The sequence below is a fragment of the Mesorhizobium sp. M7A.F.Ca.US.007.01.2.1 genome, from assembly GCF_003998165.1.
Lineage (GTDB): Bacteria > Pseudomonadota > Alphaproteobacteria > Rhizobiales > Rhizobiaceae > Mesorhizobium > Mesorhizobium ciceri.
The window spans coordinates 1-13325 of sequence record NZ_RZQP01000176.1; the positions used below are offsets into that span (position 1 = coordinate 1).

Annotated in this window: 13 protein-coding genes and 1 pseudogene; 8 read left to right on the top strand and 6 right to left on the bottom strand. The window is 61.0% G+C overall.

What is annotated here, in order from left to right:
• Window positions 1-558, top strand: a 558-nt coding sequence (locus EN949_RS25355) for a DnaJ domain-containing protein (protein WP_127371810.1), incomplete at its 5' end; no start/stop codon positions are given.
• 46 nt (window positions 559-604) lie between these two features.
• Here EN949_RS25355 and EN949_RS25360 read toward each other — a convergent pair.
• A complete protein-coding gene (locus tag EN949_RS25360) occupies window positions 605-2014 on the bottom strand; it encodes a D-alanyl-D-alanine carboxypeptidase (protein ID WP_013531777.1) in 1410 nt (469 codons plus the stop codon).
• 285 nt (window positions 2015-2299) lie between these two features.
• Between EN949_RS25360 and EN949_RS25365 the strand changes: the two genes are divergently transcribed.
• From EN949_RS25365 to EN949_RS25380, 4 genes and pseudogenes are all read left to right on the top strand, one after another.
• Window positions 2300-2629, top strand: a complete 330-nt coding sequence (locus EN949_RS25365) for a phasin family protein (protein ID WP_013531776.1) — start codon at window positions 2300-2302, stop codon at window positions 2627-2629.
• Between the two features lie 296 nt (window positions 2630-2925).
• Entirely contained in the window at window positions 2926-3255 is a 330-nt protein-coding gene (clpS, locus tag EN949_RS25370) for an ATP-dependent Clp protease adapter ClpS (protein WP_023812950.1), read from the top strand.
• Window positions 3256-3261: 6 nt separating this feature from the next.
• On the top strand, window positions 3262-5730 hold the full coding sequence (gene clpA, locus EN949_RS25375) for an ATP-dependent Clp protease ATP-binding subunit ClpA (RefSeq protein ID WP_013531774.1): 2469 nt from the start codon (window positions 3262-3264) through the stop codon (window positions 5728-5730).
• Between the two features lie 59 nt (window positions 5731-5789).
• Window positions 5790-6136 (top strand): annotated as a pseudogene (locus tag EN949_RS25380) (hypothetical protein).
• 41 nt (window positions 6137-6177) lie between these two features.
• Here EN949_RS25380 and EN949_RS25385 read toward each other — a convergent pair.
• From EN949_RS25385 to EN949_RS25405, 5 genes are all read right to left on the bottom strand, one after another.
• On the bottom strand, window positions 6178-7314 hold the full coding sequence (locus tag EN949_RS25385) for a phosphatase PAP2 family protein (RefSeq protein WP_164754876.1): 1137 nt from the start codon (window positions 7312-7314) through the stop codon (window positions 6178-6180).
• Between the two features lie 202 nt (window positions 7315-7516).
• The gene (locus tag EN949_RS25390; RefSeq protein ID WP_013531772.1) at window positions 7517-7948 is read right to left on the bottom strand and encodes an HIT family protein; all 432 of its coding nucleotides are present in this window, start codon (window positions 7946-7948) and stop codon (window positions 7517-7519) included.
• Between the two features lie 87 nt (window positions 7949-8035).
• Entirely contained in the window at window positions 8036-9250 is a 1215-nt protein-coding gene (locus EN949_RS25395) for a GNAT family N-acetyltransferase (protein WP_013531771.1), read from the bottom strand.
• A 50-nt stretch (window positions 9251-9300) separates the two neighbouring features.
• Window positions 9301-10029 carry a glycerophosphodiester phosphodiesterase gene (locus EN949_RS25400; RefSeq protein WP_024503355.1) on the bottom strand — a complete coding sequence of 243 codons (729 nt, stop codon included), beginning with the start codon at window positions 10027-10029 and terminating at the stop codon, window positions 9301-9303.
• Between the two features lie 14 nt (window positions 10030-10043).
• Window positions 10044-10508, bottom strand: coding sequence for a RidA family protein (locus EN949_RS25405; RefSeq protein ID WP_024503354.1), 465 nt, complete (start codon window positions 10506-10508; stop codon window positions 10044-10046).
• Window positions 10509-10646: 138 nt separating this feature from the next.
• On the opposite strand from EN949_RS25405, the gene EN949_RS25410 reads away from it, so the two are divergent.
• The 3 genes from EN949_RS25410 to EN949_RS25420 all read left to right on the top strand — a co-directional run bounded on the left by EN949_RS25410 (window position 10647) and on the right by EN949_RS25420 (window position 13223).
• Window positions 10647-11474 (top strand): cell envelope integrity EipB family protein, encoded by an 828-nt coding sequence (locus EN949_RS25410; RefSeq protein WP_013531768.1) that lies wholly within the window; start codon window positions 10647-10649, stop codon window positions 11472-11474.
• Between the two features lie 113 nt (window positions 11475-11587).
• Window positions 11588-12886 (top strand): hypothetical protein, encoded by a 1299-nt coding sequence (locus EN949_RS25415; protein ID WP_063167964.1) that lies wholly within the window; start codon window positions 11588-11590, stop codon window positions 12884-12886.
• Between the two features lie 58 nt (window positions 12887-12944).
• The gene (locus EN949_RS25420) at window positions 12945-13223 is read left to right on the top strand and encodes a DUF4031 domain-containing protein (RefSeq protein WP_013531766.1); all 279 of its coding nucleotides are present in this window, start codon (window positions 12945-12947) and stop codon (window positions 13221-13223) included.
• The last annotated feature ends 102 nt before the right edge of the window (window positions 13224-13325 follow it).

Sequence of the window (13325 nt, forward strand, 5' to 3'; positions counted from 1 at the left end):
GTGCTGGTGGTCGGCCGTGAAGGCGTCGGCGGCATGATCCTCACCGCGGCAATTGCCTGGTATGGTTCCATGCGAATGAAACGCCAGCCGGCGGGGCTTGCACCGGGCAAACGCTCGACGGTGCGCACAGCGGCATTGGAAATGGAGCTCGATCACGATACCGGCGGCCTCGAAGGACTGGTCCTGGCTGGCCGCCACGAAGGCAAGATGCTTGGCGCGATGGGGCTGGTGGAATTGCAGCACCTCTACCGCGAACTCTCCGGTGATCCGGAGAGCCGGCAGTTGCTAGAGACGTATCTTGACGGCAGATTTCCCGTCTGGCGCAAAAACACTGAGACGAACGGTGGCGAAGGGCTGGGTGTTGCGCCAGGTCCGGGCGCCATGACTAAGGAGGAGGCCTACAAGGTCCTTGGTCTTGAAGCGGGGGCCGCCGCGGCGGATGTCCGCAAGGCGCACCGCCGCCTGATGCAGCGCCTGCACCCCGATGTCGGCGGCACGTCTTTCCTGGCGGCGCGGATTAACGAAGCCAAGGACGTCTTGCTCTCCAATCACAACTAGTCTCCTTCGACGCAGAATTTTTCCGGGAGATGATTTCCACGCCGTCCTACTGCTGGACGGCGTAGCACTCGATGTTCTTCTTCTTCAAAGCGGTGCAGGCCTTCCAGGCGGCGGTCTTCGAACCGAAGCCGCCGAAGCGGGCGCGATAGTAGGTGACGCCGTCCTTGTCGAAGGCGACGGTGAAGCCGGAGGCGTCGGCCAGCACCTTGGGCGCCTGCTTGGTGGTCTTGTCGAGGAAGGCCTGTGCCTCGGACTGCTTTGGCGACGAGGCGACCTGAATGGCCCAGCCCGACGGCACCGACGCCGTGTTGACCGGATCGACGGCCGCTGGTGTTGGCTCGGCATAGGCAGCGACGACCTGGGCCGTCGCGACCTGGGGGGCTGAAACGATGACGGTCTTGACCTTTCTGGTCTTGACGACGGGGGCTGCTTCTTCGGCCTGCGGGGTATCGTCTTCCGCGACCGTGGCGTCCTCGGCGACGGTGGCGTCGTCCTGCGCCACAACAGGCTTGTCATCGGGCGTCGGAGCGTCATGCTTGGGCAGGAGAACCTGGGCGAGGGCGGTGACCGGGTTGTTGCCGCCGGCCTTGGCCACCAGATCGCCACCGCCGCGAGTCGATGCCCTCGGCAGATAGGTGTTGATCAAGCTGGCCATCTGATTGTCGCGGCTGCGGCCGGAACTGCCGCCCATGACCACGCCGACGATGCGGCGATTGCCGTCGGAAACCGACGAGACGAGGTTGAAGCCGGAGGCGCGGGTGTAGCCCGTCTTGATGCCGTCGACACCCTTGATGCGTCCGAGCAGGCGATTGTGACCGTTGATGCGCTGACGCCCGTAGAGGAAGGAGCGCTGCGAGAAATAGCCGTAATATTGCGGAAAATGTTCGCGCAGCGCGATGCCGAGCGTCGCCATATCGCGCGCGGTGGTGAACTGGCCAGGGTCTGGCAGGCCATTGGCGTTGCGGAACACGGTGCCGTTCATGCCCAGCGCACGCGCCTTGGCGGTCATCATGCGGGCAAAAGTGGTTTCATTGCCGCCGAGCATTTCGCCGAGCGCGGTGGCCGAGTCATTCGCCGACTTGGTGACGATCGACAGGATCGCGGTCTCGACCGTGACCGAACCGCCCGGCTTCACGCCAAGTTTCGTCGGCGCCTCGGCGGAGGCCTTGGCGGAAAACACCACTGGCGTATTCCTGCTGATCTTGCCCTTCGCCATCGCTTCGAAGGTCAGGTACAGCGTCATCATCTTGGTCAGCGAAGCTGGATAGCGCCTGCCGTTGGCATCTGCGGAGTAAAGCACCTTGCCAGTCTTGGCATCCACGACGATGGCCGCCTGCTTGGCCGCCAGCGACGAGGCAACGTCTCCAAAAACGAATGTCATCGCCAAGGCGATGATCATCATCGTTTTGAGAGGGGAGGTGGATTTGGAAACGATGCCCAACAACGCCTTACGCACTGGTACTTCCCTTGGATTTCTTCGTTGCGTTGGAGGCGGCAAAGGGTCCTGCCTCGCTTCCGGCCAAGCTACCGGCGCAGCGTTACCAATCCGTTTATGGTAACCGCCGCGTTCACCATTTTCTTCGTGCTTGAAGCTCTCTTTATTCGATTTTTAGCCATTGGCTGCGCAGGCGGGTCCGCAAGCCCGCGAAATCTTGACTTTTGTGCGGCGCACAATATATTATCTTGCATTGCACAAGGGCGCCCCGAAGAAGGACGCCTCAACCGTCAAGGGAATCGTGAAATGACCCAGACCTATGAGGACTTCAGCAAATACGGCAAAGAGTTCGCCGACACCGGATTGAAGAGCTTCGCGTCGCTCTCCAAGGGCGCACAGGCGATTGCCACCGAGGCTGGTGAATACACCAAGAAGAGTTTTGAAACCGGCAGCGCCACTGTGGAGAAGCTGTTTTCAGCCAAGTCGCTGGAAAAGGCCATCGAGATCCAGTCGGACTATGCCAAGCAGTCCTATGAGGCTTTCGTCGCCGAGGCCACCAAGATTGGCGATCTCTATGCCGAACTCGCCAAGGAAGCCTACAAGCCATTCGAATCGATCGTTGCCAAGGCGAAGTAATTTCGGCCGGGCGAACTGATTTCGCCTGACGTGACCCAGATTCAGCCTTTTGACCCGAGAAAAAGCCCGGCCGTGGAAACGTGGCCGGGCTTTTTCGTGTCAATTTCCGTTCCAGAGCCTCGCGCCCCTTCACGATTGCGAAAATCGTCCAAGTTTGGTGACCTAGCCATATTGTCAGCTAACCAGAAGGGCTTAAAATCGTACATCGAACACCTACATGTCGAACTCGCATGGGGAATCGAAAGAGGCAGGAATACGTGACGATCGGTTTGACTGCCACGAGACGCGTGGTGCGAATGCAAGACGGCGACGGTAACGGCAATGGGGCCGGCCGTGGGACGGCCGTCATCACGCGCACCAAAACCAAGACCAAGAAGCCCAGCCTTTATCGGGTCCTCATCCTCAACGACGACTACACTCCGATGGAGTTCGTGGTTCACGTGCTGGAGCGTTTTTTCCAGAAGGATCGCGAAGCCGCCACACGCATCATGCTTCATGTTCACAATCATGGAGTGGGCGAGTGCGGGGTCTATACATTCGAGGTGGCCGAGACCAAAGTGTCCCAGGTCATGGATTTCGCCCGACAGAATCAGCATCCGCTGCAATGCGTGATGGAGAAGAAGTGAGGTAACATGCCGGCTTTCTCCCAAGGCCTGGAAAAGGCGCTTCACCAGGCGCTGACGCTCGCCAATGAGCGGCACCATGAATATGCAACCCTAGAACATCTGCTGCTCGCGCTCATCGACGACACCGAGGCGGCCGCCGTCATGCGCGCCTGCAATGTCGATCTCGATGAGCTCAAGCATACGGTTCTCACCTATATCGACACCGAGCTGGACAACCTCGTCACCGGCTACGACGAGGACTCCAAGCCGACGGCCGGTTTCCAGCGCGTCATCCAGCGCGCGGTGATCCATGTGCAGTCTTCTGGCCGCGAGGAAGTGTCGGGCGCCAACGTGCTCGTCGCTATCTTCGCCGAGCGCGAGAGCCATGCCGCCTATTTCCTGCAGGAACAGCAGATGACCCGCTACGATGCGGTCAACTACATCTCGCACGGCATTGCCAAGCGTCCGGGCGCGTCGGAGACACGCTCGCCGCGCGGCGCCGATGACGAGCAGGGCGGCCAGAACGGCGCCGAGCCGCAAGAGGAAGGCGGCAAGAAGAAGCAGCAGCAGGACGCGCTGACGGCCTATTGCGTCAATCTCAACAACAAGGCCAAGGCCGGCAAGATCGACCCGCTGATCGGCCGCGAGTCCGAGATCAACCGCACCATCCAGGTGCTGTGCCGCCGCTCCAAGAACAACCCGCTCTACGTCGGTGACCCCGGCGTCGGCAAGACGGCGATCGCCGAGGGCCTGGCCAAGCGCATCGTCGAGGGCGACGTTCCCGAAGTGCTGCACAATGCCACCATCTTCGCGCTCGACATGGGCACGCTGCTCGCCGGCACGCGCTATCGCGGTGATTTCGAGGAACGGCTGAAGCAGGTCGTCAAGGAGCTCGAGGATTATCCTGGCGCCGTGCTGTTCATCGACGAGATTCACACGGTGATCGGGGCAGGGGCGACTTCAGGCGGCGCCATGGATGCGTCCAACCTGTTGAAGCCGGCGCTGTCGTCGGGTGCGATCCGCTGCATCGGCTCGACCACCTACAAGGAATTCCGCCAGTTCTTCGAGAAGGACCGTGCCTTGGTGCGGCGCTTCCAGAAGATCGACGTCAACGAGCCGACCATCGAGGACGCGATCGAGATCATGAAGGGCCTCAAGCCCTATTATGAGGAGTTCCACAAGGTGAAGTTCACCAACGAGGCGATCAAGGCCTCGGTGGAACTGTCGGCACGCTACATCAACGACCGCAAGCTGCCGGACAAGGCGATCGACGTGATCGACGAGACCGGCGCCTCGCAGATGCTGGTGCCGGAAGCCAAGCGCAAGAAGACTATCGGCATCAAGGAGATCGAGGCGACGATCGCCACCATGGCCCGCATCCCGCCGAAGACGGTTTCGGCCGACGACGAGAAGGTGCTGCAGGGCCTCGATATCGAGCTGAAGCGAGTCGTCTATGGCCAGGACACTGCGATCACCGCACTGACCTCGGCGATCAAGCTGGCGCGTGCCGGCCTGCGCGAACCGGAGAAGCCGATCGGCTCCTACCTGTTCTCCGGCCCGACCGGCGTCGGCAAGACCGAAGTGGCCAAGCAGTTGGCCGCGTCGCTCGGCGTGGAGCTGATCCGCTTCGACATGTCGGAATATATGGAGCGCCACACCGTGTCGCGGCTGATCGGTGCTCCTCCCGGCTATGTCGGCTTCGACCAGGGCGGTCTTCTGACGGACGGCGTCGACCAGCATCCGCATTGCGTGCTGTTGCTGGACGAGGTCGAGAAGGCGCATCCGGACCTGTTCAACATCCTGTTGCAGGTTATGGACCATGGCAAGCTGACCGACCACAACGGCAAGCAGATCGACTTCCGCAATGTGATCCTGATCATGACCACCAATGCGGGCGCGTCGGATGCGCAGCGTGCGGCGATCGGCTTCGGCTCGACCAAGCGCGAAGGCGACGATGTCGAGGCGATCAACCGGCTGTTCACGCCGGAGTTCCGCAACCGTCTCGATGCGATCATCCCGTTCGGCTCGCTGCCGGTGCCGGTCATCCATCAGGTGGTGCAGAAGTTCGTCATGCAGCTCGAGGCCCAGCTTTCCGAGCGTGGCGTCACCTTCGACCTGTCGGCGGACGCGATCGCCTGGCTCGCCGACAAGGGCTATGATGAGCGCATGGGCGCGCGGCCGCTCGGTCGTGTGATCCAGGAGCACATCAAGAAGCCATTGGCCGACGAGGTGCTGTTCGGCAAGCTCAAGAAGGGCGGCACGGTGCGCGTCACCGTCGAGAAGAAGGAAACCGGCGAGACCGGCCTGAAGCTCGAATCGCTGGCCGACGAGGCGCCGGTGAAGCCGAAGAAGGAAGAGCCGGAAGAAACGCCGAAGTCCAGAAAGGCCGTGGTGAAAAAGCCGGCGGCCAAGAAGCTGGTGGCGCAGAAGCCCGAAGCCAAGGGCAAGGACGGCGGCAAGCGCAGCCTGGTGCCACAACTGCCCCGAAAGAACTGAGCTTACGAAAGTCAAGAAAGCCCCGGAGACGGGGCTTTTTTATTGGAGCGAGGGTAGGCATAATCGGCCAGATCATCATCCTGAACGGTGCGCCGCGATCGGAAAACAAGCATCGCCAAGGCTGTTCAGGAGTGCTTCGATAGCGTCTGGATCAATCTCGGTGTCGACGTTTGCGAGCAGGCCATGCCGCCGCGCTATCGACCCGGGATGGGATTGCGGCCCGGTGGCGCGCCTGTGGCAGGAAGAGGTGCACCGGCCCGGCGTGTACGATCTGGAAGTCGACACGTCGCTCCTGAGCCCTGGGCAATGCGCGGACACGCTCGCAGAGCAGCTTCGGCAAGGATCGTATCCAACAGCGTTTCGGAAATTGTCCAACCCATCCAGCGCCGCCCTTGAGGCGTTTTGACCGGCATGCCGCCGCAGGCGAGTTCGTCCAGATCGGCGAATTTACATCCCGCAAAGGGCCGGCGATTGCATGGTGGAGCTCTCAGCGGCCGCGCTGTCCGACTCGAAACGGGTCAGCAAATATCCGCACGCCTTCCAGATCGCGACCATCAGGGATGCGCCCGCATAGCCATCCACGGCATAGTGCCAGCCAAGCACGACGGATCCGACCATAATGACGCCCGCGAATAACCACATCACAACACCGGCCAGCCGAGACCGCCGCGTTGCATAGAGAGCGAACAGCATCGCCATCGCAACGTGCAGGGATGGGAAGGCGGATATACCGACGCTGCCGGTAGTTGCGCCGGTGTAGCCACCCCACAGCATATCCTGCGTGTTGAGCGCCCAGATTGGATAGATGCGATCGGCGGTGGCGAGTGCTTGCATGAGGGCGTGAAAGTCGTTGCCGAACCCCAATCGCTCGTAAAAGCAAGGGCCAGCCGACGACAGGCCCATCGCGAGGAAGAAGCCACCCAGCGTCCACACCGTCATGAAGCTCATCAGGAACTGGTGACGCAGCTTCGTATCCTTGCGTGCGATGCACACGGTGAAAACCGCGGTAATGAGCACGACGAACCAGAAATTGTAAGCGATGTTGATGATCTTCAATGCAAGCGGCGACTGGACGATAAACCACAACCATTCGTGCGGGGCTCGACCGAAATGCAGGATGCGGTCGGCCTGAGCCAATGCCTTGTCCCATGCAAACGGAGAGAGGATTGCAATGGCTCCCTTCAACACACCGATCGCGGATATGAAGGCAAGACCCGCACCCAGGCCATTCAGGCTGTTGGCAATGCGTTCGGCGTCGCCAAAGAATCTACCCAGTGACTTGAGGAAGGTGTGCAGCGGTTCGGTATCCCGCTGGACCAGCGCAAGATGGAGAAGCGTCCCAAGTGCAAAGGCTGAGCCGCAAATCCAGAAGGCGATGAAAAGATACTCAGCGTATTCCTCCAGAACGCCGAAATCCGGCATGTTTCCAGTGTGCCACCCGACTGCGCTTGCCAGAAGCAGCGCAGCGGCAGCCATAGCGTGCAGCAGCCGGTGTCGCCAAAAGGCATCCGCCAAGATGCCAAGAAAAGCACGCTCGACAATTGCCCCCGCCAGTGGGGCCGATGCCGCAACCGAATGTTCCATGGTTTGAAGCCCCACAGCTCGCCACGCGTTAGCATTTTACCGTGAGATGGTTCGATATTTCCTAATCAGACGATTAGAGTTGCAAACGGTTGAGTCGGCACTGGGCACGGCCGGGCATTAGAATCGGCTTCTGGACTGAACGGCGCTTGTTAGTCCGATATTCTCGACCAGGTCCACCACATCATTGGCGGACCTCCCGCTCTCAATTTTTGAGTGCAGTCCGTATCTTTTCGGCGTTCCCGACCAGAATCTCCGGCTTCTCCATCTCGCCCGTGTGCGGCTTCAGCGGGATGCCGTCGAAGCGCGGAATGACATGCACATGCAGATGATAGACGGTCTGCCCCGAGGCCGGCTCATTGAACTGCATGACGGTGACGCCATCGGCGCCGAAGGCCTTTTTCACCGCCAGCGCCACTTTCTGAACGGCGCTCAAGAGATGGCCGAAAATTGACGGATCGGCATCGAGAAGGTTGCGCGACGGCGCTTTCGGCACCACCAGCGTATGGCCGGGCCCCTGCGGCATCACATCCATGAAGGCGATGACCGCGTCATCCTCGTAGACACGGTGCGAGGGAATTTCGCCGCGCAGGATCTTGGCGAAAATGTTGTCGGTATCGTAGGCGGCCTCGGTCATGGCGAACGCTCCGGATTGTGCCTTCGTGTAGCGAAGGCGTCGAAATTCGGCAAGATAATCGTCGCCCCCCCAGCCGGCCAACCGGGGCTACTCCTCGAGATCCTTGCGGAACGGGGTATGCTCTTCCAGATATTCGCTCATCCGCTCCACCTCCTGCCGTTCGCGCCGAAGATAGTCGGCGACGGCGTTGCGCAGGCCTGGGTGCGCAATGTAGTGCGCGGAATGCATGGTCACCGGCCGGTAGCCGCGCGCCAGCTTGTGCTCGCCCTGCGCTCCCGCCTCGACCACCTTGAGCTTGCGCTCGATGGCGAAGTCGATCGCCTGGTGATAGCAGACCTCGAAATGCAGGAAGGGATGGTCCTCGATGCAGCCCCAGTTGCGGCCATAAAGTGCATCCGAACCGATGAAATTGATCGCGCCGGCGATATAGCGCCCGTTGCGCCTAGCCATCACCAGGAGGATGTCGTCGGCCATGCGCTCGCCGATCATCGAGAAGAATTGACGATTGAGATAGGGCCGGCCCCATTTGCGACTGCCGGTGTCCATGTAGAAGGCGAAGAAATCGTCCCAGGCTTTCTCCGTGAGGTCCTTGCCGGTCAGCCGGTCGATTGAGATGCCTGGGGCAAGCGCTTCGCGCCTTTCCTTTTTCATCGCCTTTCGCTTGCGCGAGGCAAGGGTGGCGAGGAAGTCGTCATAGGTTGAAAAGCCTTCGTTGAAGAAATGGAATTGCTGGTCGGTGCGGTGCAGGAAACCGGCTGCTTCCAGCACCTCCACATCGCTCTCTTGCGCGAAAGTGACATGTGCGGAAGAGACACCGAGCTTTTGGGTCACCGCCTTCAGGCCCGCCGCGAGACCGGCCTTCACCTTGGCACTGTCCTCGCCCCTGGTGACCAGCAGGCGAGGGCCGGTGACCGGGGAGAACGGCACGGCACTTTGCAGTTTGGGATAGTAGCGGCCACCGGCGCGTTCGAACGCATCCGACCAGCCATGGTCGAACACATATTCGCCCTGGCTGTGCGATTTGAGATAACAGGGCACCGCGCCCAGCAATCTGCCCCGCCCATCCTCCAGCCTGAGATGGTGGCCCTGCCAACCAGTGCGGCGCACGGCGCATCCGGAATCCTCAAGGGCGCTCAGGAAAGCGAATGAAACCAAAGGATTGTAGCTGGTTTCTAAATCGCCGCGCGCAGTTCCCGCAAAGCCATTCCATTCATCACAGGTGAAGGCGCCGATGCCGGCGGCGACGCGGATCGAATAGTCCGCATTGGCCGTTTGTCCGTCACCCTCGTCGCCCTGATCCATGAGGCTTATTTAAGCTCCGTCCGGCCTGGTGCAAGTCACGTTTCAGACACTCAGGCGACTTTGACCAGATCGGGTTCGAACCCTTCGAACGTCATCTGATCGGCATATCTGAAGGTCAGGTCGACCGCCGGCTGGTCATGCACCGTCCAGGTGATAACAGGCATTTTCAGCCTTTCACGCACGAAGCTGACAAATGGGTTTGGCAGGTCGCCGGCGGCGTAGGAGGTGAAGGCGATCTCATGCGCCAGCATGGCGAAATGCGCCTCGATCAACCCGACGTCCTTGCCGTAGGCGGTGAGACCCCCTGGGATACCCGGCGCGTCCTTTGGAAAATCGCGGACCAGCCAATGGTCGAACGACATGATCGCCGCCTTGCCCTTGTAGCGCTTGAGCATCTTGCCGACGCTTGCCACCAGGCCTTCGTCATAGCCGGGCGTGCCTTTCAGCTCGACGACCAGTGGCACGCGGCCATCGACCAGGTCGAGCGCTTCCTGCAGCGTCGGCACATGGTCCGCCGTGCCACCGACCCTGAGCGCCGCGAGTTCAGCTGCGGTACGCTGCCAGACGAAACCATCCTGGCCGGTCAGGCGCTTGAGATCGCCGTCATGGATGATGACGGGAACGCGGTCGGACGACAGGTGCACGTCGCATTCGATGGCGTAGCCGCGTTCGGCGGCTGCGGCAAAGGCCGACAGCGTGTTTTCCCAGCGCGTCTTGTTCATGTCGTGGAAGCCGCGGTGGGCAACGGGCCGGGCGGTCAGCCAGGATAGGTCGGTCATATCTGTACCCTGGCTCATGCGACTTCGAAGATGGCTTCGATTTCCACTGCGGCATTAAGCGGCAGGCAGGCCGTGCCGACGGCGGAGCGTGCATGCTTGCCGCGCTCGCCAAGGGCGGCGACCAGGAAATCGGAGGCGCCGTTGGCAACCAGATGCTGCTCGACGAACTCGGGTGACGAGGCGACGAAAACGGTGATCTTCACCAGACGGCTGATCTTCTCGAGGTCGCCGAGTGCTGCCTTGGCCTGCGCCAGGATGTTGATCGCGCAGTATTTTGCCGCGTCCTTGCCGCCTGCCGTGTCGACGTCGCGGCCGAGCAGCCCGCTCGCCTGCAGCTTGCCGTCCTTGAGCGGCAATTGCCCGGCAGTGAACAGCAAATTGCCGGTCCTGCAATAGGGCACGTAGTTGGCGGCGGGCGCGGCGGCGACGGGAAGCGTCACGCCCAGATCGCTTAGCCGCTTTTCGATTGTTTCACTCATGGTATTTCCCTATTGCTTGGTGACGCCGCGCCGGCCGGGCCGAAATTGCTATTTTTGCCTCGCTTCCGCCACGACTTTTTTTAAGCTGGACCATCTTTCCCTGCGGCCTGCCATCAGTCGCGACGATCGGAGTACCTCATGCGCGCAACGCGCCTCGCATTCCATGCCGTCCTGTTGTCGGGGATATTCTCGATAGGCCCTGTCTTCGCAGCGCCGGCACTGCAAGCCCACCGCGCCGTCTACGATCTTACCCTGAAAAAGGCTTCCGATCAGTCCGGCATCACGGGCATATCCGGCCGCATGGTCTATGAGTTCAATGGCTCGGCCTGTGAAGGCTATACGGTGAAATTCCGATTCGTCACCCAGATCGTCACCGCCGACAACACCAGGTTGACCGACCAGCAGACGACCACTTTCGAGGATGCCGAGGGCAAGACCTTTTCGTTCGTGACAAAGTCCTTCGTCGACCAGAATCTCGACAAGGAGGTCAAGGGCATCGCCACGAAAGAGACCAAGGGCCTCAAGGTCGACATCGACAAGCCTGAAAAGAACAGCGTCGAGCTCGCGACAACCCAATTCCCGACCCAGCATCTGGTCGAACTGATCGGCAAGGCCGAAAAGGGCGAGAATTTTTACGAAACCAACCTGTTCGACGGTTCCGAAGACGCCAACAAGGTGATGACCACCACCGTCGTTGTCGGCAAGAAAACCGATGCCGACAAGGCCGACCCGGAAGCTTCGGCACTGGCAAAGCTCGCCACCGACAAATACTGGCCGGTCGACATCGCCTATTTCGACGACACCAACAAGACCGGCGAAGAGGTTCCGGAATACCGTATCAGCTTCAAGCTGCATGAGAACGGCATCACCCGCGATCTCGTCATGGACTATGGCGACTTCTCGATGACCGGCAAGCTGGTCAACCTGTCGCTGTTCGACCAGACGAAACCTTGTCCCGCCAAATAATGCCTGTTTAGGCAGCTGATTTGCCACGGCACGGCGTGGTCGTAACGAACGACTTGAACGTGCCGCAATCGTCTCTCAACCTCTTCCAGCGTCCAGGCGCGAGGGGGATCAGCTTGAGCAGGATCGATACGTTCGTCGCGCCGCGGCCCAACCCGGCACTGATCAGGGCCATGACATCCGTCAACCGGATCGTCATGCTGCGCGGCATTCCCGGGTTTCGGGATCTGTTGCCGTTCAATCGCCTGGCCGGTCTGCGCGGCGTCTCAAATGTCCGCCATATCGACTTTCCCGACGCCGATCTTGAGCGGCTGAAGGCCAGTTGCGGGGCAGGGAAGGCGACCTTCATCACGCCCAATCATCCCGAGTTCTTCACCGACTGGATGATCGACAAGGAAATCGTGTCGCAGGTCAGCCCGCTCACGGCCTCATGGGCGACCAATGGTGTCGTCAACGGCCTTGGCCGGCTGATGCAGAAATTCTGGCTTGCCAACAATCTGATCGCCCAGATACCCGGCAACAGCGGGGCAGCGAAGGAACACTCGATCGCCTGGGCCCTGAAAGGCCATGGCGTGCTGCTGCATCCCGAAGGCGGCGTCGGCTGGCATGCCAATGTCGTTGCGCCTTTGCTGCCGGGTGCCGTCGAGATGGGACTGGAAGCCCTCAAGCGCGGTCGGGCCACGGATCCCAATTTCAAGGTCTGGATCGCGCCCGTCGTCTGGAAGCTTGCCTTCACCGGCAACGTCGAAGCGGCACTGGCGAAGGAATGCGCCTATGTCGAGAAAAACCTCAAAATAGAACGCCAGGCGACCGACACGCTGCCGCAGCGCATTCACCATGTCTATTCGACACTGCTGGCCCGCGATGAAGCTGCCACCGGCATGCCGTTCGACCAAGGCGCTTCCTATGCCCAGCGTCAGAGGGTTTTGGTCACCGAGCTCAGCCGCCAGCTCGGCAAAAGCATCTCAGCCGACATTGATGTCACCGACATCACCGAGATTCTGCGGCGGGCGCGCCGCTGGCAGCGCGAAAACACTGGCGATGCCGAACGGCAAAGGCAGGTCCGCGCGCTCGTCGATAGGGTTCAGAGGCTGCAACGCGTCGGACCCTGGGCCTGCGCCAATCCGCGCATTAGCCAGGAGGAGATCGCCGAACATCTGAAGCGGATCCGCAACGACTATTGTCGGGGCGGGCTGCGCGACACGATGAACCGATTCGTTCCGCAGCCGGCCGGGCCGCGTTGCGCCCACATCCGGGTGCCGGAGGCACTGGGCTTGCATGAGCATACGGGCTCGATCGACGATGCGGTTGCCGATCTGCACCGTCGCATGCAGGATACAGTCACCAACATCGTCGCCGAGCTTGCAGCCAATGGCGGCTTCATTTTCTATCCGAATCCATTCTATCGTCACTGACATCAGCCGGGCCATGTGGCCGACTGTCGTGACGGATGGAAGGCAGACAGCAAGCTTTATGGCAGCCTATGTCGACGCAGCGATCTGGAACTGGGCCGGCCATCGCTGGTGCCATCTGTTGGCCGACGACACCGACGAGTTGCATCGCTTTGCCGCGCATCTTGGCGTCAAGCGCTCATCCTACCAGGGGCCGCCCAAGACATCGGCGCCGCATTATGACATAACCGGCTTCGAGCGTGACCGTGCGGTGCGGCTCGGCGCCATCGAATGCAGCCGCGAGGAGATCGTCGCGGTCTTCCGGCGGGTGCGGGTGCCGAACGGCAAGATAAAGCGCTGACGGCAGCGCGCGGATCGTCGCACGCCGTACACAGGTCCCACGGCGCTTGCGTTTATCGCGCATCCCCTCTATATGCGCGCTCATTCCACACACGGACTTTGG